The sequence below is a fragment of the Microcystis sp. LEGE 00066 genome, assembly GCF_015207925.1.
GTDB lineage: Bacteria > Cyanobacteriota > Cyanobacteriia > Cyanobacteriales > Microcystaceae > Microcystis > Microcystis ichthyoblabe_A.
This window is the reverse complement of sequence record NZ_JADEVX010000076.1, coordinates 1-20414: the sequence shown is the minus strand read 5'-3', so window position 1 is coordinate 20414 and position 20414 is coordinate 1. Positions and strand designations below refer to the sequence as shown.

The following is a 20414-nucleotide window of genomic DNA, read 5'->3' as shown; positions in this document are numbered from 1 at the left end:
CCCCACACCCCATTTCCCCACCTCAATGCACTTACTGCATGACAGAAATCCTTAAACACGATGGTTAAAGGATTTCTGTTACAAACAATACAAAATTGTCCAAGTTAAAAAGAATTAAATAACAAATAGAGACTAGGTAAATTACTAAATTTTTGCTAATGACGACAGTATTTTACAGAATACTTATTGTTAAATCCCGATTTCTTCATTTCTAACCCGCACCAACTAGAACAATTACACCCACAAACCAGAAGGAGATAGATTCGTGGTACAAGCACCTGAAAAAGATGGAACAACTCTCAATAAATTCGAGAAATTTAAAGCCGAGAAAGACGGATTAGCCATTAAAGATGAACTAGATCATTTTGCCCAAATCGGTTGGGAAGCGATGGATAAAACCGATTTAGAACATCGCTTAAAATGGGTGGGGGTTTTTTATCGTCCCGTCACCCCGGGTAAATTCATGATGCGTTTGCGGGTTCCTAACGGCATTATTAGCGGTGAGCAAATGCGCGTTTTAGGGGAAATTGTGCAGCGTTACGGCGATGATGGTAATGCCGATATTACTACTCGTCAGAACTTACAATTACGCGGTATTCGTATCGAAGATATTCCTGATATTTTCCAACGACTAAAATCCGTGGGTATGACTTCGGTACAATCGGGCATGGATAATGTCAGAAATATTACCGGTTCACCCATGGCAGGACTAGACGCGGATGAATTAATTGACACCAGGGAATTAGTCCAAAAAGTCCAAGATATGATTACCAACTGCGGTCAAGGTAATTATCAATTTACCAATCTGCCCCGCAAATTTAATATTGCCATCGAGGGGGGCCGGGATAACTCGGTTCATGCGGAAATTAACGATATTGCCTTTGTTCCTGCCTATAAAGAAGGAGAATTAGGCTTTAATGTCGTGGTAGGTGGCTTTTTCTCGGCTAAACGCTGTGAAGCGGCAATTCCCATGAATGTTTGGGTGAGACCTAATCAGGAGGTGGTGGATTTATGCAGAGGGATTTTAGAAGTTTACCGCGATAACGGATTGCGTGCCAATCGTCAAAAATCCCGTTTAATGTGGTTAATTGATGAGTGGGGAATCGAGGAATTCCGCACGCGGGTGGCTAATCAGTTAGGTTATCCCTTGGCAACGGCAGCCGAAAAAGACGCTATTGACTGGGAAAAACGGGATCATTTAGGAGTTTTTCCCCAAAAACAGCAGGGATTGAGCTATATCGGTCTTTGTGTTCCCGTTGGTCGTCTATTTGCCGATGATATGTTCGATTTGGCCCGGATTGCCGAAGTGTATGGCAGCGGAGAATTGCGTTTAACTGTGGAACAAAACGTGATTATTCCGAATATAGCGGCTGAAAATGTGGCGACTCTTTTAACCGAGCCTTTACTGGTTAAGTTTACCCCCAATCCCGCACCTTTACAACGATCGCTCGTTTCCTGTACGGGGGCGCAATTCTGCAATTTTGCCCTGATTGAAACCAAAAATAAGGCTGTGGACTTGATTAGTCAGTTAGATGCTGAATTAAATATCCCCCGGGGTGTGCGGATTCATTGGACCGGTTGCCCTAACTCCTGCGGACAACCCCAAGTGGCCGATATCGGTTTGATGGGGACAAAAGCTCGCAAAGACGGCAAAACCGTCGAGGGAGTTGACCTCTACATGGGGGGTAAAGTGGGTAAAGATGCTCACCTGGGAAGTTGTGTACAAAAAGGGATTCCCTGTGAGGATCTAAAATCGCTGTTAACTTCTATCCTCATCGAACAATTTGGTGCAACACCGAAAGGTTAATTAACAAGTTTCTCGATACGCTGAATGGGGGGTTTATCCCCTCTTTTTTTCTCTATCTCTGTTGGCTGAAATTGGCCGACCTCTTGCTATATTAGGGGGCAGATGGCAGCAGGAAAATTTTTATATATTTTCCTTCCAGATGGGAATCGTTACTTAGCTTCAAATTGGGCTTGTTTGCGAAGTAATTCCCCGATGGTTAAATTGGGTTGGGGTCTGCCCTCAAAAACCGTGCCTACCTCAAATTTTTGCAACTGTACCCGTGCCAAATGATAGGCCTCATCCGGTAGGGGAATATAACCAATACTATCTAATAAATTGGGAACTCGATCGAGATAATATTTAACAAATTTCTCTAAAGCGGGATTCTCTTGGGCTTTTTGGGCATTAACATAGATAAACAAAGGACGCGATAAAGGCTGATATTTACTATCCTCGACATTGCTGCGAGTTGGTTCAATACCATTAACTTTCAAAGCTTTTAATTTATCCCGATTTTGTTCATAGTAAGCATGGCCAAAATAGCCTAAAGCGTTGGGATCTTGACTGACGGCATTAACTAAAGCTTGGTCATCTTCACTAAAATTAAAGTCCCCACGACTGGCATCTTTGCCGTTAATTACATCACTAAAAAAATCGTAGGTTCCGGAATCTTTACCCGGCCCGTGAAGGGTAATCGGTCGGTCGGGCCAAGCGGGATTAATTTGATTCCAACGTTTGATTTTATTCTCGGCTGCTGGTTCCCAAATAGTTCTTAATTCTGTGGTGGAAATATCATCAACCCAGTTATTTTGGGGATTGACTACCACGGTTAAAGCATCAAAAGCGATCGGTAGTTCAATAAATCTTATCTTATTAGCATCACATTTTTTTAATTCTTCCACAGAAATCGGCCGAGAAGCATTATTAATATCGGTTTCTCCTGCACAAAATTTTCTAAAACCGCCGCCGGTTCCTGAAATATTAGCGTCAACTTTAACATCAGCCAAAGCTTTGTGGGGAGGATTGGCTTTAAAATCTTCGAGAACTTTATCGGTAATTGGTGCTACGGTACTCGAACCATCGATTTTAATTGGTTTTAGGTCTTGAGGATTAATATTGGCACAAGCGGGGAAAAGTAGAGCAGTTCCTAGTATGGTTGCCACTACTTTGGTGGGACGAGATAGCTGAGTAAAGATTTCTAGCATAGGTGTCAAAAGGAGAAAGTAAAAACGGGTATTGGGGAGACTTTTCAGTTATCACTGGGGAAGTAGGGAAGTGGGAAGAAAAAAGCTGAGGGATGATGGATAAAAACCTTAATCTTTTCTTTGTTGTTTTTACGTCACTATAATGGTAGGGAAAGAGAAACCCCCTATCTAGACAGGAAAAGTTAGCGGCTTTACCCGCGACTTAAAACTAATGTTCAGTCAAAATAGATAGTAAAAGAATTTGAGATTTTTGTCTAGTTATCGAGAAAATTTTTATTGACAATACATTACGTTCTTTTATTCACTTCTTAACCTATTCTTTACCAAGCAGTGGTAACTTTTAGCGTAAAATTTAAGGCAGTTTACAGATCAAAATTAATCCTATGCCCAGCAGAAACAAGACCAATTTACTAACAGCCTTATCCCTAGCGACTCTAACAGCGACTTTAACCGCTTGTGGTGGCGGCGATACGGCGGGAACCAGCGGAGAGGGAAGCAATAGAATCGCCCAGGTTCCTCTGCAAGGAGAGGTCGCCCTCAATGGCGCGGGAGCTTCTTTTCCTGCACCCCTATATCAAAACTGGTTTGTCACCATCAATCAACTATTTTCTAAACTGCTAATTAACTATCAATCTACCGGTAGCGGGGCGGGAGTCGAACAATTTATTCAAGGTACGATCGATTTTGGCGCTTCCGATGTGGCCATGAGTGACGAGGATATGGCCAGAGTTAGCCGCGGGGTTTTACTGCTACCGATGACGGCGGGAAGCATCGTTATGGCTTATAATTTGCCCGGAGTAGAAGGGCTGAAACTAAGTAGAGAAGCCTATGTAGGCATCTTTTTAGGCACGATTACCCGTTGGAACGATGCCAAAATTGCCGCCGATAACCCCGATTTAAAACTACCCAATCAAGAAATTACCGTAGTTCACCGGGCAGACGGTAGCGGGACAACGGGAGTTTTTACTAAGTTTTTAAGCGCCGTTAGTCCCGAATGGAAAAAAAGCATCGGTGAAGGAAAAGCCGTACAATGGCCGACCAAAAAAGGTAAATTTCTTGGCGGTAGAGGCAATGAGGGTGTAACTGCCCTAATTCAACAAAATCAAGGCTCGATCGGTTATATCGAGTACGGTTTCGCTAAAAATAATAACCTGCCCATGGCCGCCCTGCAAAATCAGGCGGGTAAATTTGTCATTCCCGATGAAACCAACGCCGCTGCTACCCTCGCTAACGTTGAACTGCCTGAAAATTTACGCGCTTTTATCGTCGATCCGCCGGGGGAAAATTCCTATCCCATTGTCACCTATACCTGGATGTTGGTTTACAAAAAATACAACGATCCCCAAAAAGCTTTAGCAATGGAGGCGATGATTGAATTTGGACTTAACCAAGGACAAGAACAAGCAGCTCCCCTTGGTTATATTCCCCTACCGAAAAACGTCCGGGAACGAGTAGCCGCCGCTGCCGATGTCATCTATCCTGATTACACGATCAAGGTGGATTAGTCGCCGAAAAAATGTATTCAAAGTTACAATAGTGTAGAAAGGCCAATTTCGACCTTAGCTACCGCAAACTAGCTGGATTTAAACCCTAATCATGAGTGCGCCCACAGTTCCACCCGACTCAAATTTTAAAGAACGTCCAGAATCGGAAAAAATCCTCGATAAAGGCTTTGTTGGATTAACCACCGCCTTTGCCATCGCTATTGGGCTGATTTTGCTCCTAATTGCCCTAGTTATTTTTATTCGGGCTTTACCAGCGATTCAAACCTTTGGTCTGGGATTTTTGACCAGTAGCGCTTGGAATCCCGTGCGCGGTCGGGAAGAATTCGGAGTTCTGCCGGTTATCTACGGAACTCTCGTTAGTTCTCTGATTGCCCTACTGATTGCTGTTCCCCTCGGTATCGGTTCAGCGATTTTTTTAAGCGAAGATTTTATTCCCTTAAATGCGCGGACAATTTTGGTTTTTCTCGTACAACTTTTGGCCGCTATTCCCAGTGTTGTTTACGGATTATGGGGTATCTTTGTATTGATTCCTATCCTCAGACCCCTTGGTAACTGGTTAAATGCTAATTTTAGTTGGATTCCTCTGTTTAGTACTCCTTTAGGGGGTCCTGGAATGTTACCGGCGGGGGTTATTTTAGCAATTATGATCCTGCCGATTATTATCGCTATCTCTCGCGACTCTTTGGCCGCTTTACCGCCAGATTTGCGACAAGCTTCCCTAGGTTTGGGGGCCACCCGTTGGGAAACGATTTTTCGGGTATTAATTCCTGCCGCTTTTTCCGGGATTGTCGGGGGGATTATGTTAGCTTTAGGGCGTGCTTTAGGGGAAACCATGGCAGTAACGATGATTATCGGCAATTCTAACCGCATTAGTGCCTCTATTCTCGCCCCCGCTAACACGATCGCTTCCTTATTGGCTAACCAATTCGCCGAAGCCTCGGGAATGCAAGTATCGGCACTCATGTATGCGGGTTTTGTTCTCTTGGTTTTGACCCTAGTAGTCAATATCTTCGCAGAATTAATCGTTAATCGCGTCAAAGCTAAGTATTAAGCCATCAGGAGGCAGTTATCAGTTTTGAGTTTTAAGTTTTGAGTATTAAGTGAGCAGTTTGTATTAAGTGTTCATCATCAAATGGCAGTTTACTGCTGTCTTTTCACTTTTCACTGTTTACTAATCACTGATAACTGATAACTGATTACTGTTCACTCTTCACTGTTCACTCTTCACTGTTCACTCTTCACTGTTCACTGATAACTGATAACTGACATGGATAGTGCGAATTTAGGCAATAATCTCAAAAAGAAACCGAGTAGTCCTCGATCGCTATTGGGGACAATTATGACCGTTCTCTCGGCTTTATGTTTAGCTGTTACTGTGATTCCCCTCTTTGCCGTCCTAGGCTTCGTTTTTGTGCAAGGGGTGGGTCGTTTAAACGCTAATCTCTTTACTAAATTACCGCCACCGCCGGGGTTAGGAGGAGGAGGCATCGCTAACGCCATTTTAGGCACAATTATCGTCGTTGCCCTAGCCACAGCGATCGCAGTTCCCATCGGCGTTTTAGCGGCGGTTTATCTCTCGGAATTTAGCGGTGATAACAAACTTGCCCAGGGTGTGCGCTTTGCTACCAACGTTCTAGCGGGTGTCCCTTCAATTATTGTCGGGGTTTTCGCCTACGGTTTGCTAGTTGCCCCCTTATTTGGCGAAGGAACAGCCCTTTTAGGCTTTTCTGCCCTGGCCGGTTCGATCGGTTTAGCGGTGTTAATGTTACCGACTATTATTAGAACCACCGATGAGGCTTTAAAAATCGTTCCCCAAGACATCCGCTGGGCAGCCATGGGTTTAGGGGCCTATAACTACCAAACCGTCCTAAAAATCGTCCTTCCTGCCGCAGTTCCCGCTATTTTAACCGGTGTGACTTTAGCAATTGCTAGGGCTGCCGGGGAAACCGCCTCCTTAATTTTTACGGCATTATTCTCTAACTTTTGGCCTCGGGGTGTCTTTGAACCGATTGCCACCCTTTCGGTCCTAGTTTTCAACTTTGCTACTGCCCCTTTTGCCCCTCAACAGCAATTAGCTTGGGCAGGTGCTTTAATTCTCGTGCTTTTGGTGTTGGTAACTAACATTTTATCCCGTTTAGCCACGCGCCAGAAAACCTATTAAGTCAAGGAAAAAGTGAAAAGCAAAAAGGGATATTTAAGTAAAAATCTACCTATCTTTCTGATTCCTAAATTAGCCAAATTCAAGGTAAATAATTTATGCTAACTAATTCTAACCCCCATTCTACAGGAACCGTTTTAAAGGTCGATAAGGCTGATATTTACTATGGTAATTATCGGGCAGTGCGGGACGTTTCCATCGATATTCCCAAAAATAGAGTCACCGCTTTTATCGGACCCTCTGGCTGTGGAAAAAGTACCATTCTCAGGTGTTTTAATCGTCTCAATGATTTAATTCACGGTTTTCGTATTGACGGCAAAGTTTTTTATCATAACCAAGATATTTACTCTCAAGAGGTGGATCCTGTCGAAGTCAGAAAATGTATCGGTATGGTGTTCCAGCGCCCTAATCCTTTTCCCAAATCCATCTATGATAATGTGGTTTACGGAGCGCGATTAAATGGTTATAAAGGCGATTTAGATGAATTAGTAGAAACTTCCTTGCGTCGGGCAGCTCTCTGGGAAGAAGTAAAAGATAAACTAAAAGAAAGCGGTTTTTCCCTATCGGGGGGACAACAACAAAGATTATGTATTGCTCGCACTATTGCCGCTCAACCTGAAGTATTATTAATGGATGAACCCTGTTCGGCACTCGATCCAATTTCAACTTTAAAAGTTGAGGAATTAATGCACGAATTAAAAGAACGTTATACAATTATTATTGTTACTCACAATATGCAACAAGCTACTAGAGTAGCGGATTTAACGGCTTTTTATAACGCTGAACCCACCGATAAAGGTGGCAAAATTGGTTATTTAGTCGAGTTTGATCATACGGACAAAATCTTCGGTGATCCTCAAGAACAAGCAACTAAAGATTATGTTAGTGGACGTTTTGGCTAAATCAGTTATCAGTTATCAGTTATCGGTTATCAGTTATCAGCTTTTTTCTTCCCTCTTTCCCTCTCCCTTCTCCCTTTTCCCCAACACCTATTCCTTTAAAGATTATGTATAGTAGCGATGTTGTCACCGATGCGGTTTTGAGAACCAAAAACTTAAACGTTTACTATGGTTCTAATCTCGCTGTTCGTGATGTTAACCTTGATATTCCCGAGAAAAAAGCGATCGCTTTTATCGGTCCTTCTGGCTGCGGAAAAAGTACGGTTTTGCGCTGTTTTAATCGCATGAATGATCTAGTTAAAAGTGCCAAAATTGAGGGTAAAGTTACCTTTCGGGGCCAAGATATTTATGGTAATTCCGTTAATCCTATCGGGTTACGCAGTCGCATCGGTATGGTTTTTCAGAAACCGAATCCTTTCCCTAAATCTATCTATGAAAATATCGCTTTTGGGGCGCGTTTAAATGGTTACAATGGTGATATGGATCAATTAGTGGAAGAATCTTTAAAAAAAGCCGTTCTCTGGGATGATGTTAAAGATAAACTCAAAGAAAGTGGTTTAGCTTTATCGGGAGGACAACAACAAAGGTTATGTATTGCTCGCGCTATTGCGGTTAAACCGGAAGTTGTTTTAATGGATGAACCCTGTGCGGCACTCGATCCAATTTCTACCCTAAAAATTGAGGAATTAATTCACGAATTGAAAACCCAATATACTATAGTTATTGTCACCCACAATATGCAACAAGCGTCGCGGGTTTCTGATTTAACGGCTTTTTATAATGCTGAACCGACCCCAAAAGGTGGTAAGGTGGGTTATTTAGTGGAATATGATCGCACCGAGGTTATCTTTCAAAATCCCGCTCAAGAGTCCACTAGAGATTATGTTAGCGGTCGTTTTGGTTAAAGTATTAATAATTAATCGTTATTCACGACTCCGGGATAGATTAATTTTTTTCATCTGGAATGATTGAAAAACGATTAAATTAACTGATTGCGAAACCCGGTGGACAATCATCTGGCACTTGAGTTAAACAGAGTTTTACTTTATCGCCGGGTAAAGCTGTTTTTCAAGCTGGAACTTCATCAATTTTCACATAGAAAAACAGGTAATGATTCGGTAGTAGTGGCGTAGCTCTCTTGCTTACCTGGTATGAATTGTGTAAAATATTTATTAATAAAAATAATTGGAACCCGATCAGTCTTTAAACCTCGGCTCTTCTAGGTTCTGTGTGATAAGTTTAACTTACTATATGATCGATCGATCTTTGTGTCCTTTGTGTCTTTGTGGTTCGTTCCACCCCCTCGCTAGGAGGAATGTATCTTAGAATACATTTTACCCACCAAACCTGGGAGAGCCAAACCTCTAGCTTGATCATGACTTTTCTGATAAATATCTTTTTCTGGCTCCTGTCTGGCTTACTCAAATATCAGTCTAGCACCGAACAAAATCCCCCCTTCACCTCTATTCCCCTGTCCTAATTGTGGTTCTCACCATACTATCAAGAATGGTTCTATTCATAATGGAAAACCCAAACGTCAATGTAAAGAATGTGGTCGTCAGTTTGTGATCAATCCCACTAATAAAACCGTCTCTGACGAAACCAAACAATTAATTGATAAACTCTTGCTCGAACGAATTTCCTTGCGAGGAATTGCTAGAGTAACAGGGGTAAGTTGGTCATGGTTACAAAATTATGTCAACAATAAACTGGCGGCTGTCTCCCGTCAAATAAAGGTTTCGGACAAACTAAAAGGTAAATTAGTTATAGAATGTGATGAGATGTGGTCTTTTGTTTTTTCTCAGACGATAAAGGTTTATATTTGGCGGTTAATTGATAGAAATACAAGGGAAATTATTGGTTGCTATGCGCGGAGATAGGAGTCGTCAATCAGCCAAAAAACTTTGGGGCTAGTTTACCCGGTGTTTACCGACAATGCGCTGTTGCTTACACAGACTTTTGGGAGTCCTATAAGACAGTAATTCCTAGTAAACGTTATCGGGCAGTAGGTAAAGAAACTGGTCAAACTAATCCTATTGAAAGATTAAATAATACCTTTCGACAAAGGATTTCTCGGTTGGTGAGAGATAGTCTATCTTTCTCTAAAAAAATGGAGAATCACGTTGGGGAACCCTTAGGTATTTTATCCATGACTACAATGCACAGCAAAGCAAAGGATTAAGCCGCCATCACTACTACCGAATCACCACCGGAATTGTTAAAAAAGCAGCTATTACTGGGGTAGTTGTCATAAGTTTTCTCTTTTCACCCGTCTTCTGGTTAATCTTTGTCCGCTATCGGATCAGAATTTTTTCCTGATCTTCCATTATTATAACATCCATCGGTATTAACACCCCCCACAAAAATCAATTAGAAGTCAGCAAATAATCGACAAGCTTAATTAATCTTTTCTCTTTAACTCCTGACACTGGGCGATTTAGGATATCTTCCAAAGAATCAAAGGGCTTTTCTGAACGTTTTTTCAGAAAGTCATTAACAGATGCAGGTGGAATTCCCACTTTTTTAAGTTGATTAGTATCGCAGCTATTCAAAAGCTCTAAAATCGACTTAGAAGGAGGAGAAGGAGGAGAAGGATGAGAAGGAGGAGAAGGAGGAGAAGGATGAGAAGGAGGAGAAGGAGGAGAAATAATAATTTTTTCTTCCAGTCTTTTGATTTCTTTTTGGTACTCCTCTCGGATTGCTTGTAAGTGGGTTTCTAATCGTTTTTCAAGATTACTCATCCTCAATTCTAAAGGATTATCCGTTTTTTCAGGCGTGGTAATTAACCCAGGAGAAGAGGATAATAACTTCATTTGCTGTAAAGCGATACTCTCCGCTTCTTTATCAACTACAAAAGCGTTAATCATCTCGATGTCAGGAACTTTCTGATTGGCGATGACAGAAGCATAATATTCTAAATCTCCACTAATAATATTATAACGTTCATCAACTTTTTTATTATCAGCTTTTTTGAGAATAGCAGGGCGAATAAGTCCACCCATTTCAATAATAAGATTGGCTAAATTCTCTAATTCAGTTTCAGAGAAGGTTTCTCTGGGAAGGCAAGGATTAATATCAGTAATATCGACTCGTAAAAATTTCCACATTTATTTAACTCCTATTTTAGCTAAAACTTCAATTGCTAAGGCTTCAAATTCTGCTGCTGATACTCCCGCATCAGCTTGATGTTCGGCATAATCGATTATAGATTGGGGGGCAGGAATTTCTAAATCTCCCACGGTAACGTATTGATTTATACAGCGAGATAAAGGCATTCTTTCCGAGATAGTCGATTCCATCAAAGGTAAATTATATTTGTCTGGAATCACTTGTTTTTGTTTGGGAAAATTATATTTTAAGTATTGAGCATGGGTGGAAATTTTGGAAGGTAAAACGCCTAAAATTTGTAGGGTTGGTTTACCCAAATCTCCACGACTTTCATTGATTTCCTCTTGAACAAAGTTTTTAACGCTATCTAATCCTTGATTAGAAAATGGTTTAAGATCAGAAGGGATTATCAGATAGTCAGCTGCAATTAAAGCAATGCGTGCATATAAATCAAGTGCGGGAGGTGCATCAATAATTACAATATCGTATTGATTATTTACTTTCTCTAATTTTCTTGCCAATCTAGCAAATACCGCCGCATTATCTTTAATTTTTGCTTGGTTAGCAATTAAAGATATGTGAGAGGGAATAACATCAATTTCTGGATGATTGAATCCTTGAGACTTTCTGACAATATTCTCAATAAAAATGCGGTTACTGTTATCTAGTAAATGAAAGACATTTTTATCTTTTAAATCATCGTCATCATCGAATTGAAACTTAATTAAACCAACGGCAAAGGTACTATTAGCTTGAGCATCAATATCAATTAATAATACTCGCTTGCCTTTTTTACTCAAAGCTGCCGCTAGATTGGTAGCGACGGTGGTTTTGCCAACACCACCTTTATGATGATAAATTGCGATCGTTTTCATGGGGTTTCTGTGGTTGATTGTTGGAGAATTGAGCTGTGGAATACCTAAAGATAAGGTTTCGTAACCAATCAGAGATTTTAACTGTTCTAAGTGAGAGGCAATTTCTAACCCAGAACATCTAAAAACTAAATAAATTTTATCGGGTTTTCTTCGATAAATTTGAATCTCATCACCATTGGTTAATAATCCCCACTGCACTTTAAAGTAGTTGAGATAATAACCTAAGCGGTGACGATGATTGATGAGCTTTTCTCTGGGATTTTTAGCCTCGATAATTAGACAGTGAGAGGCAAAAAACTGCCTTTTATTGATAGGTTTTTGAGCGGAAACAAGGAAATCTAAGCGGACTTTACCGAAGCTAACTTGTTGATACCAATGTTCGGCATTGTAGCCTAGTTTTGGGAGTAAATACTGGACAATTAGTTTACTCTCCACTTCCCTTTCGTTATGACAATGATGAGGATTGAAAGTCACACATTTGAGGAAATACTTAAGAACAACTTATTGTTAGTTTAAATGATGACAGTCCTTCTCGTCAAGGTGAAGCACAGACTAAACTTAATCGAGTATTTCAGCTGCAAGAACAAACCCCATCTATCCCAGAAAATCTACATATTGAGATGCACATCAGTCAATTTACGGGTTCATGACAGTAGGATGTTTATCTAGCACTTTTGACAATGACAGAGAAAATCATCCTACCCACAGCTTCAATTAATTGAACTGCATAATTTTCTCGGCTACATTCTGGGAAATAAAAGGTAAAATTGAGCGATTTTGACTGTTATCTTTTCCCTCGGTAAATACCACTAAGAGATAGGGAGTATGATGGGGAATTTCAATATAGGCTGCATCGTGACGCACTTGACTTGTCCAACCAGCTTTTGACCAAATTTGACTATTTTCTGGTAATCCTTGTCCCAGAAATCCTAAGATTTGTGTATCATCTCCTTGACTTGTCCAATCAGCAGGATTAAGACTACGTTTTAGTAAAGACATCATCATTTGGGAACGTTGGGAAGAAACAGCAATCCCACCGACAATAGTATGAATTAAACGCGCCACTGCATTGCTAGTCAACATATTGCGATTCTCCATTAATTCCCCTAAAAAAGCGCGTTCACGTCCATAGGGACCATCAGACCAAGTTTTTTGATTAACGTTAATTGTCGCTAATTCTGGCCAATTTAGGGATTGAAAATAACGATTAACTATGTTGCGTTGTTGCTTCCAAGTTTCAAAGGGATCGGCGGCAATTTCTGGACCGCTAGTGGTTCCCGTGACCAGATCTACAACTAAACTGGTGGCATCATTACTAGAGTCAACAATCATGTCACGGATGGCGCGATTTAATTCGCTGCTTTCGGCAATCATTCCCCCCTCTAACCACTCATGAATTGCTACTAGATAAAACAATTTCCCTAAACTAGCGGGATAGGTTCTTTCTTGTCCGCGATAACTAAATCCGCGGGGGGAATATTTCCAGAATTCTTCGTGAGAAATTGCTCCCCCCGTGTTGACGATAACAGGAGGATCATATACTATCCAAGTTAGGGCAATTTGTTCTTGAGCTAATTGGGGAAATTCTCGCCAAGTTGTTTCTAAAATATCTGTACCGAACTGTTGGAGATGGTCTTCAGTATGAAAAAAGTTCATAGGTGTGATGCAAAGTCAAGAGTTAGAAGGTGGATAAATTCTTGAGTCGGCAATTCTCATTTTACGGTAAAATGGCTCTTCTGGTTTCTGTGTGGAAACGAGGTCTATACTGATAGTTTCTTCGACAAAATAGTCCTAAAAGTGTTACCCGATAAGCATTTCACGATTCCATAAGCAAAAATTATCACACAAAGTCGAGAAGAGCCGTAAAATTTACCGATAATTAATTATTTGAGTGCTTTTGAGTTTAATGTTTATATCTACCGATGAGGTTCATCTCTATTTTATCAGTCTTGATCCCTCTGGGGATAGACTAGAAAAACTGGCTTCTTTGCTCTCGGAAGATGAAATAATTAGAGCTAATCGTTACCATTTTCCCCAACACAAGCGGCGTTTTTTGGTGGCTAGGGGATGTTTACGCGAGATTTTAGGGTCATATTTGGCGATAAGTCCCGAAAAAATCGAGTTTATCTACAGTGAACGGGGAAAACCGAGTATTAACTACCAATTGCAGTTTAATCTCTCCCATTCCGAGGAGATGGCAATCTGTGGCTTGACTTTAACCGCTCGCATTGGGGTAGATTTAGAGAAAATGCGCCAGATGAAAGATTTAGATAGCTTGACAAAAAGGTTTTTTTGTGCTAGGGAACACGAGCTTGTTGAAAAGTCCGCAGAGAAGGAAAAGCTATTTTTTCAGTTATGGACGGCAAAAGAGGCTTATTTAAAGGCACTGGGAACGGGAATTAGCGGGGGACTCGATCGAGTGGAAGTGGGCCTCAATCCCTTAAAATTAGACAATGTGGCGGGGGAATGGCAATTATGGACAGCGGCAATCGGCGATAATTATCGAGCGACGGTGGTTATCGAAGGTAGCGATCGAGTGATTAAAACCTTTGGCCTTTCTGATCTATGATTAATTGGGGAGTTAATTGCCTTGAGAAATTCAGTAATTATTCCTAGCTATCTCGAAAAAAGCTTGCCCTTAACTATTACTTAATCTTGCTTTCTCTATGCGAATTGCTCTTTTTACAGAAACTTTCTTACCGAAAATCGATGGCATTGTCACCCGTCTTAAACATACCGTAGAACACCTACAAAGATTAGGTCATCAGGTATTAGTTTTCTCTCCCGATGGCGGTTTAAAAGAGTACAAAGGTGCTAAGATTCATGGAGTTACAGGGATTCCCTTACCCCTATATCCGGAATTAAAAATGGCTTTCCCCCGGCCTTCCGTCGGTCAAGCTTTAGAGAGGTTCAAACCTGATATTATTCATGTGGTTAACCCGGCTATTTTAGGGGTGGGAGGCATTTATTTTGCCAAAACTATGAACATTCCCCTCGTCGCTTCCTATCATACCCATCTCCCCCAATACCTACAACACTATGGATTAGGTTCCCTAGAAGGATTACTCTGGGAATTATTAAAATTAGCCCACAATCAAGCAAGTTTAAATCTCTGCACTTCCACCGCTATGGTGCAAGAATTATCTAGTCGTGGCATTGAAAAGGTCGAGCTTTGGCAAAGGGGAGTCGATACGGAATTATTTCAACCTCATTTAAAATCCCCAGCTATGAGACTGAAATTATCCCAAAATAACCCCGATAGTCCTCTCTTATTATATGTTGGTCGAGTGTCGGCCGAAAAAGAAATTGATCGCATTAAACCAGTATTAGAAGCGATTCCCGAAGCAAGATTTGCCATTGTGGGAGACGGTCCCCATCGGGAAGCTTTAACAAGTCATTTTGCCGACACAAATACCCATTTTGTCGGTTATTTACAGGGGTTAGAATTAGCCTCTGCTTTTGCTTCCGCAGATGCTTTTCTTTTTCCCTCACGCACAGAAACCCTCGGTTTAGTCCTCTTAGAATCCATGGCTGCCGGTTGTCCGGTAGTAGCGGCAAATTCGGGGGGAATTCCCGATATTGTCACCAATGGAGTTAATGGTCATCTCTTCGATCCTAGGGATGAAAAGGGTTTAATTAGTGCCACCCAAAGATTACTAACCGCCAAGGCAGAAAGAGAGGAATTACGACGAAATGCGCGTTTAGAAGCGGAAAAATGGGCATGGCAAGCGGCCACCAAACAGTTATTAAATTACTATCACCAAGTTTTGAAGAATAATTCTGTGGCTTTTGCCGCTTAATTGTTGTCAAAATGCTCGAATTTAACCGCCAAAACCTTAACCTATTGTAACTTCTATGGCCAGCGCACCTAGTACCACCTTAGATAAGTCCACCCAAGGGGTCAAAAAGACTTATCCCAACTATAAAGTTATTGTTCTCAACGATGACTTTAACACCTTCGATCATGTGGTCAATTGTTTAATTAAATATATCCCGGATATGACCACCGATCGAGCTTGGGAATTAACTAATCAAGTTCACTACCAAGGACAAGCAATTGTCTGGACCGGTCCCCAAGAACCAGCGGAACTTTATCACCAACAATTGCGACGGGAAGGATTAACCATGGCTCCCCTAGAAGCCGTATAATTATGAATAATGGTCGCTTAGTTTGGAATCATTCTACTCATATACCGGGGTTGATTGCGGTATTAGAAAAGTTAATTACCTATCAAGGAATCACCACTGTCACCCCGGGGGTACTTTCTCGCTCAAAAGGTCATTGTCCGCGGTTACAATTGCGGATATCAGTGCCAATTCGTGGTGGTTTTAAGCTGATTGCGAGGACAGGAAAAAGTGTTCAGGAAGTCTTTGTTATCACCGATTTAAACCAAGAGGACTTAGAAATGGCTATCCAAGCTTGTTTAGGAAAATAACTGTCGTGGGTGCGTTGTTGAAAAGCTGCTGGTTACTAATCATTGTTTTTCTGTTTTTCTGTTTACATTCTCTCCCTAGTTTGGCAGTAGTGGATAGAGTTCCTTTAACAGTAACTTTATTGCAGGAACGTTTAAGCGCACCCGTCCTTAAAGAAGGGATGACTACTATCGATTTAGCCAATTTAGTTATCGATATCCGCGATGAAAATAAAGAACTACAAGAACAATTTTATCAACAGATTCAAGGTCAAATTAATCGCGCTAAACAACCCTTAGGTTTAGATTTTAGTAATTCCTTAATTCAAGGCAATTTTATCGCTTCCCGTCTGGGTTTACCGACTCCTTTAACAAAAGTGGCCCTTGCTACCTTGTTATCACCCACGGAAGAACAGTTATTACAACAGGACGAAAATTTTTTATTCGATAGCGATGAACCGGTTTTTAATGTCACAGTATTTCGTGGACCGGTGAAGTTGCAGGGAACCGTATTTATGGGAGAAGTGGACTTTTCTAAGACTTTTTTTCTGCAAATTGTCGAAGCAATGGCAGCAAAATTTAGTCGTGAAAGTAATTGGGTAGAATCGCGTTTTGCTAGGGTGGCAAAATTTACAAAAGCCAATTTTATGGGAGATGTAAATTTTAGTCAAAGTCAATTTTTAAATAAAGCCATATTTCGCACGGCCCATTTTAAAAGTATTACTAACTTCCATGGCAGTCATTTTACTGCCGAAGCTTATTTTGATCAAACCAAATACGATAAACCCGCAGATTTTACCCGTACTTTCTGGCAAAAAGAAGCTAATTTTTCCCAAAGTCAATGGCGAGATCGTCCGCTATTTTCTAAGAGTAGATTTTTAAGTTTATTAACCTTTAGAAATGCCACTTTTGAAAAATCAGGTGCTTTCCGTTCTAGTTATTTTAATGGTGTGGTTAGTTTTCAAGATGTGAAACTTTTAGATCAGGTAGATTTTAGTAATTCCACTTTTACTAACAATAGTTATTTAAGTGTATCAGGATTAGCTTTTGATTCCGATAAAGCGAAAATACTAGGAGATAGAGGAGTAATTGGTCAAGCAATTTATTTACCAAACCTAGCAGGAAATGAAACAGTTTTAAGAAATTTAGTTCGTAATTTTCGCTCCCTAGAACAAATTGCCGATGCTAATCAAATTGAATACAAAACCGAAAAATTGCGATTACAACAGTTAAAACAAAAACTGAATAATATCTCAGTTATTCGCCTAATTAACCTCACTTGGGTAGCTGATTTTCTGCATACTTCTTTCCTTACTTTACTATTACTCTTAAGTCAAGATGGTACAAATTTTAGTTTAGTTTTTGGTACAGGAATCATAATTTTTGCCTATTTTGGCTGTTTATTTTGGTTAATCGATCGCGTGCGTCGTCTCACTCCTAAACCAGTAATTCCTAGTCGTTATGAAATCTTTTGTATGGTAACTAGCTATATTATTCTCACCCTTTCTGGTGTGTTTAATATCCTGCAATCTGCCAGTCGTCCCCTACTAACTTTAACAGCTATTGCCCTAATTCTTGTCCCCTTACCCCTAATTTTAATTATCGAACTTTATCGTCGGGGACGCTATCACGATTTAATGGATAGTTCCTATTTTCTGCAAGATGGCAGTATGCGACAATTACGCTTATTAATCACCCGTTTACCTGTGGTTCCTGAATTTCCCCTCTTTCGCGATCGTTATACTCCCATTCCTTGGCAAAAGCGTTGGAATTGGTTAAATTATTACGATTTAAGTCTCAATAATTTGCTAAAATTAGGCTTTAATGATTGGCGAGTTCGCGATCGAGAATTACCCACCATTGTTTCTTTTTTAGTTTGGTATCAATGGGGTATCGGCATCTTTTATATTACTCTCCTTCTCTGGACTCTCTCGCGCACAATTCCGGGGTTAAATCTCTTGATTTATTTAAAATAAACTGTAAAAACCAAAGAGGGCGAATGCAATTCGCCCCTACAATCCTATTATTACACCAATGGTAGGGGCGCACTGTGGTCAGTGGGTTTATCGAACTGCGTGCGCCCAAAATGTCCTATAGATATTTCGACCAAATTGAGATGCACCCAAATTATCCCTATTCTTCTTCCTTCCACACAAAAACTGGAAGAGCCATCTATTTCACCTATGATAGAACTAACTGGTAGCGACTCCGATAATTTTATGAAAATCACTGTTGATATTCCCGACGAAATCGCCCAGAGATTAGGTCAAACAGGCGATAATTTGGCTCATAAACTGCTGGAAATGGTTATTGCTGATGCTTACCGTGCCGGTATCTTGAGTACGGCCGAAGTTGGACGCATCCTTCAATTACCTTCTCGGTTAGAAACTCATGCCTTTTTAAAGCGGATGGGAGTCTATCTGAATTATGATGAAATTGAACTGGAACGCGATTTGCAAACTCTCAAAGAACTCAGAGCGAAATGATAGTTGTTTCTGACACTTCTCCGATTTGCTACCTGCTCTTAATTGACCAAATTATGCTCCTACAAGAACTGTAGGAGCTTGTGGTCATTCCTGAAGCTGTAGCTGATGAAGTGAACTACTCTCAACGGAATTGAGAGTAGTTCAAGAGTAACCTTTGAACGTCTCCAAGAAGCTGGCTTTTGGGTTGCACCCAGCCTACTCGAACGACTTTTGCGGCAGCAATAGATGTTCTGACGCTAACTTAAGATTCTTTACCGTTAGATTTTTCTGCTAAAATTATCTACACAACAGTACACAAGCGGGAAAAGCAATAGTCTATGCTAGAAAAAATCGGAATGGGAGAATTCCGGGATCATCTCGCCAAATATTTGAGTTCTACTACTCCCATCGCCGTCACTTGCCAGGGTCAGACGGTGGGTTATTTCTTGCCGGCACGACCGGAGCCATCGGAAGCGGAGATCGACGGGTTAAAACGCGCCGCCGAGAGGTTGGATGCGCTTTTACGCGAACAGGGACTTTCTGAAGATGCGCTCGTTCGCGAATTCCGTCAACTCCGGGAAGGCGAGCGTTAGGCTTTCTGCTATGACGAAAAGAATCGTTCTGGATGCCAATATTCTCATCCGTGTGGACGATTGGCCGTTGGATACGTCCTGTTAGGTTAAGGAAACTCGGCGGAACCAAGAATCTCTCGCTTTTAGCCACGGGAGTGTCAAGCAAATCACTGTTGATATTCCCGACGAAATTCCTGTGGCGCTGGTTTTCGGGTTGGTGGCGCAAATAAGGCTATGATAAACTAGAATACAAGAGCTATTCTAAATCAATAAGAATATGCACATCATCAGCCGTACAAAACTGCGGCAATTTTCCGGAAAACACGCCGATGCTGTTAATGCCATTAATACTTGGTATAAAATTGCTAGTAAAGCAGAGTGGAAAAACCTGGCTGAAGTTCAAGCTGTGTATTCTCAAGCGGAAGCTGTTGGTAATTTCACGGTTTTTAATATCAAAGGTAATCGCTATCGTCTAATTGTAGATATCGTTTACAAAGACCAAGTAATTTATATCAAGTACATTTTGACTCACGCGGAGTATGACAAAGATGAGTGGAAAAATGACCCTTACTTTAAACCGTGATACCTACGGAAGGTTACTAGCCGAGTATCTACCAAAAGTGATAGAAAACGAGGCAGAAAACGAACAGGCTATTAACCTAGCTGAGGCCTTATCTCATCGAGAAAATCGCAGTCTAGAAGAAACCACTTTGTTAAATTTACTCTTGACTTTAATCGAAAAGTACGAACAAGATCATTATACCCTTGAAGAATCAGAACCCCATTCAATACTCTGGGAACTCATGGAAGCTAACAACTTACAAGAAAAAGATTTATCAGATATACTAGGTTCAAAAACAATAGTTTCTGATATTCTTATTGGCCAACAAATAATAACAGAAAAACAAGCTGTAAAGTTAGGACAGTTTTTTCACGTTGACTCAAGTTTATTTTTAAGTAGGTAGGCGTTAAAAATTATCAGATACTCCCCTTAATAAGGGTAGATCCCCCCTTAGTCCTAGGGCTGTTTCATTTAAATTAATTACAGCTGATTTTGAGTCAATAAATTTGACCGAAGATTCTCAAGTTTATCTTTTTCTAATCAAAAGAGTTAGTCATAATAACTAATCTTTAATCTTCTGCCAATATTTATTATGAATAGATTGATAAAGCCTGTTCCCAAGCCACTAAAAGCCTATCTCTCTTGAAATTGTCTGAGAGTACATCCTGTTAATTTACCTAATTTTTCTGCTTCTTACGTCGATAAAACTATCAGTTTTTCCCAACGTTCAGCTAACCACATCTGTCCCTCTGTTATTGAGAGAAAACCCAAACCTCTGAAAAGATTCAATCCTATGGTTGTGAGAATTGACCAATTGCTGGCCGCTTGAAAATCACTTATCTCGCTTTTATCTTCCTCAAAAATTAC

The 20414-nt window shown here is 40.7% G+C and carries 19 protein-coding genes and 2 pseudogenes; 16 read left to right on the top strand and 5 right to left on the bottom strand.

Annotation, left to right across the window (positions count from 1 at the left end; translation table 11 throughout):
• The first annotated feature begins 265 nt into the window (after positions 1-265).
• Complete coding sequence (locus IQ224_RS12270; RefSeq protein WP_002749321.1) at positions 266-1807, top strand: ferredoxin--nitrite reductase; 1542 nt, start codon at positions 266-268, stop codon at positions 1805-1807.
• A gap of 149 nt (positions 1808-1956) precedes the next feature.
• Here the strand turns inward: IQ224_RS12270 and IQ224_RS12265 are convergent, their stop codons facing one another.
• Complete coding sequence (locus tag IQ224_RS12265; RefSeq protein WP_110579564.1) at positions 1957-2991, bottom strand: PstS family phosphate ABC transporter substrate-binding protein; 1035 nt, start codon at positions 2989-2991, stop codon at positions 1957-1959.
• Between the two features lie 383 nt (positions 2992-3374).
• On the opposite strand from IQ224_RS12265, the gene pstS reads away from it, so the two are divergent.
• The 6 genes and pseudogenes from pstS to IQ224_RS12235 form a co-directional block, all read left to right on the top strand.
• Positions 3375-4496, top strand: coding sequence for a phosphate ABC transporter substrate-binding protein PstS (pstS, locus tag IQ224_RS12260; protein ID WP_002749317.1), 1122 nt, complete (start codon positions 3375-3377; stop codon positions 4494-4496).
• 91 nt (positions 4497-4587) lie between these two features.
• Positions 4588-5547 carry a phosphate ABC transporter permease subunit PstC gene (gene pstC / locus IQ224_RS12255; RefSeq protein WP_002749316.1) on the top strand — a complete coding sequence of 320 codons (960 nt, stop codon included), beginning with the start codon at positions 4588-4590 and terminating at the stop codon, positions 5545-5547.
• Between the two features lie 216 nt (positions 5548-5763).
• On the top strand, positions 5764-6657 hold the full coding sequence (pstA, locus tag IQ224_RS12250; protein ID WP_002749314.1) for a phosphate ABC transporter permease PstA: 894 nt from the start codon (positions 5764-5766) through the stop codon (positions 6655-6657).
• Between the two features lie 95 nt (positions 6658-6752).
• On the top strand, positions 6753-7556 hold the full coding sequence (gene pstB / locus IQ224_RS12245) for a phosphate ABC transporter ATP-binding protein PstB (RefSeq protein WP_002749312.1): 804 nt from the start codon (positions 6753-6755) through the stop codon (positions 7554-7556).
• 104 nt (positions 7557-7660) lie between these two features.
• Positions 7661-8458: a phosphate ABC transporter ATP-binding protein PstB gene (gene pstB, locus IQ224_RS12240; protein WP_016515809.1), complete on the top strand. Its 798-nt coding sequence runs from the start codon at positions 7661-7663 to the stop codon at positions 8456-8458.
• 543 nt (positions 8459-9001) lie between these two features.
• Positions 9002-9716, top strand: a pseudogene (locus IQ224_RS12235) (IS1 family transposase); the annotation flags it as partial.
• Positions 9717-9919: 203 nt separating this feature from the next.
• Here IQ224_RS12235 and IQ224_RS12230 read toward each other — a convergent pair.
• From IQ224_RS12230 to IQ224_RS12220, 3 genes are all read right to left on the bottom strand, one after another.
• The gene (locus tag IQ224_RS12230) at positions 9920-10660 is read right to left on the bottom strand and encodes a chromosome partitioning protein ParB (protein ID WP_194033000.1); all 741 of its coding nucleotides are present in this window, start codon (positions 10658-10660) and stop codon (positions 9920-9922) included.
• Complete coding sequence (locus IQ224_RS12225) at positions 10661-12010, bottom strand: AAA family ATPase (protein ID WP_002749293.1); 1350 nt, start codon at positions 12008-12010, stop codon at positions 10661-10663.
• Positions 12011-12250: 240 nt separating this feature from the next.
• Positions 12251-13192: a serine hydrolase gene (locus IQ224_RS12220; protein WP_084989829.1), complete on the bottom strand. Its 942-nt coding sequence runs from the start codon at positions 13190-13192 to the stop codon at positions 12251-12253.
• Between the two features lie 250 nt (positions 13193-13442).
• Here IQ224_RS12220 and IQ224_RS12215 point away from each other — a divergent pair, with 250 nt between their 5' ends.
• The 9 genes from IQ224_RS12215 (at position 13443) to IQ224_RS12175 (ending at position 19950) form a co-directional block, all read left to right on the top strand.
• Positions 13443-14105 (top strand): 4'-phosphopantetheinyl transferase superfamily protein, encoded by a 663-nt coding sequence (locus tag IQ224_RS12215; protein ID WP_002749282.1) that lies wholly within the window; start codon positions 13443-13445, stop codon positions 14103-14105.
• 97 nt (positions 14106-14202) lie between these two features.
• The gene (locus IQ224_RS12210) at positions 14203-15336 is read left to right on the top strand and encodes a glycosyltransferase family 1 protein (RefSeq protein ID WP_002749281.1); all 1134 of its coding nucleotides are present in this window, start codon (positions 14203-14205) and stop codon (positions 15334-15336) included.
• A gap of 55 nt (positions 15337-15391) precedes the next feature.
• Positions 15392-15685, top strand: a complete 294-nt coding sequence (gene clpS, locus IQ224_RS12205; protein WP_194032999.1) for an ATP-dependent Clp protease adapter ClpS — start codon at positions 15392-15394, stop codon at positions 15683-15685.
• A gap of 2 nt (positions 15686-15687) precedes the next feature.
• The gene (locus tag IQ224_RS12200) at positions 15688-15972 is read left to right on the top strand and encodes a DUF2103 domain-containing protein (RefSeq protein WP_002732155.1); all 285 of its coding nucleotides are present in this window, start codon (positions 15688-15690) and stop codon (positions 15970-15972) included.
• Between the two features lie 5 nt (positions 15973-15977).
• Positions 15978-17924 carry a pentapeptide repeat-containing protein gene (locus tag IQ224_RS12195; protein WP_194032998.1) on the top strand — a complete coding sequence of 649 codons (1947 nt, stop codon included), beginning with the start codon at positions 15978-15980 and terminating at the stop codon, positions 17922-17924.
• Positions 17925-18131: 207 nt separating this feature from the next.
• Positions 18132-18434, top strand: a complete 303-nt coding sequence (locus IQ224_RS12190) for a UPF0175 family protein (RefSeq protein ID WP_194032997.1) — start codon at positions 18132-18134, stop codon at positions 18432-18434.
• A 317-nt stretch (positions 18435-18751) separates the two neighbouring features.
• Entirely contained in the window at positions 18752-19006 is a 255-nt protein-coding gene (locus tag IQ224_RS12185) for a hypothetical protein (RefSeq protein ID WP_002782656.1), read from the top strand.
• A 256-nt stretch (positions 19007-19262) separates the two neighbouring features.
• Entirely contained in the window at positions 19263-19568 is a 306-nt protein-coding gene (locus IQ224_RS12180; RefSeq protein WP_002752609.1) for a type II toxin-antitoxin system HigB family toxin, read from the top strand.
• The gene (locus IQ224_RS12175; RefSeq protein WP_194032996.1) at positions 19534-19950 is read left to right on the top strand and encodes a type II toxin-antitoxin system HigA family antitoxin; all 417 of its coding nucleotides are present in this window, start codon (positions 19534-19536) and stop codon (positions 19948-19950) included. The genes IQ224_RS12180 and IQ224_RS12175 overlap by 35 nt, the downstream gene beginning before the upstream one ends.
• 290 nt (positions 19951-20240) lie before the next feature.
• On the opposite strand, the pseudogene IQ224_RS12170 reads toward IQ224_RS12175, so the two are convergent.
• A pseudogene (locus IQ224_RS12170) lies at positions 20241-20414 on the bottom strand (ISAs1 family transposase); the annotation flags it as partial.

Coding starts and splice junctions, on each gene's coding strand:
- IQ224_RS12265 (WP_110579564.1), bottom strand. CDS start 2,991: ATGCTAGAAATCTTTACTCAGCTATCTCGTCCCACCAAAGTAGTGGCA.
- pstS (WP_002749317.1), top strand. CDS start 3,375: ATGCCCAGCAGAAACAAGACCAATTTACTAACAGCCTTATCCCTAGCG.
- pstC (WP_002749316.1), top strand. CDS start 4,588: ATGAGTGCGCCCACAGTTCCACCCGACTCAAATTTTAAAGAACGTCCA.
- pstA (WP_002749314.1), top strand. CDS start 5,764: ATGGATAGTGCGAATTTAGGCAATAATCTCAAAAAGAAACCGAGTAGT.
- pstB (WP_002749312.1), top strand. CDS start 6,753: ATGCTAACTAATTCTAACCCCCATTCTACAGGAACCGTTTTAAAGGTC.
- pstB (WP_016515809.1), top strand. CDS start 7,661: ATGTATAGTAGCGATGTTGTCACCGATGCGGTTTTGAGAACCAAAAAC.
- IQ224_RS12230 (WP_194033000.1), bottom strand. CDS start 10,660: ATGTGGAAATTTTTACGAGTCGATATTACTGATATTAATCCTTGCCTT.
- IQ224_RS12220 (WP_084989829.1), bottom strand. CDS start 13,192: ATGAACTTTTTTCATACTGAAGACCATCTCCAACAGTTCGGTACAGAT.
- IQ224_RS12215 (WP_002749282.1), top strand. CDS start 13,443: ATGTTTATATCTACCGATGAGGTTCATCTCTATTTTATCAGTCTTGAT.
- IQ224_RS12210 (WP_002749281.1), top strand. CDS start 14,203: ATGCGAATTGCTCTTTTTACAGAAACTTTCTTACCGAAAATCGATGGC.
- clpS (WP_194032999.1), top strand. CDS start 15,392: ATGGCCAGCGCACCTAGTACCACCTTAGATAAGTCCACCCAAGGGGTC.
- IQ224_RS12200 (WP_002732155.1), top strand. CDS start 15,688: ATGAATAATGGTCGCTTAGTTTGGAATCATTCTACTCATATACCGGGG.
- IQ224_RS12190 (WP_194032997.1), top strand. CDS start 18,132: ATGATAGAACTAACTGGTAGCGACTCCGATAATTTTATGAAAATCACT.
- IQ224_RS12185 (WP_002782656.1), top strand. CDS start 18,752: ATGCTAGAAAAAATCGGAATGGGAGAATTCCGGGATCATCTCGCCAAA.
- IQ224_RS12180 (WP_002752609.1), top strand. CDS start 19,263: ATGCACATCATCAGCCGTACAAAACTGCGGCAATTTTCCGGAAAACAC.
- IQ224_RS12175 (WP_194032996.1), top strand. CDS start 19,534: ATGAGTGGAAAAATGACCCTTACTTTAAACCGTGATACCTACGGAAGG.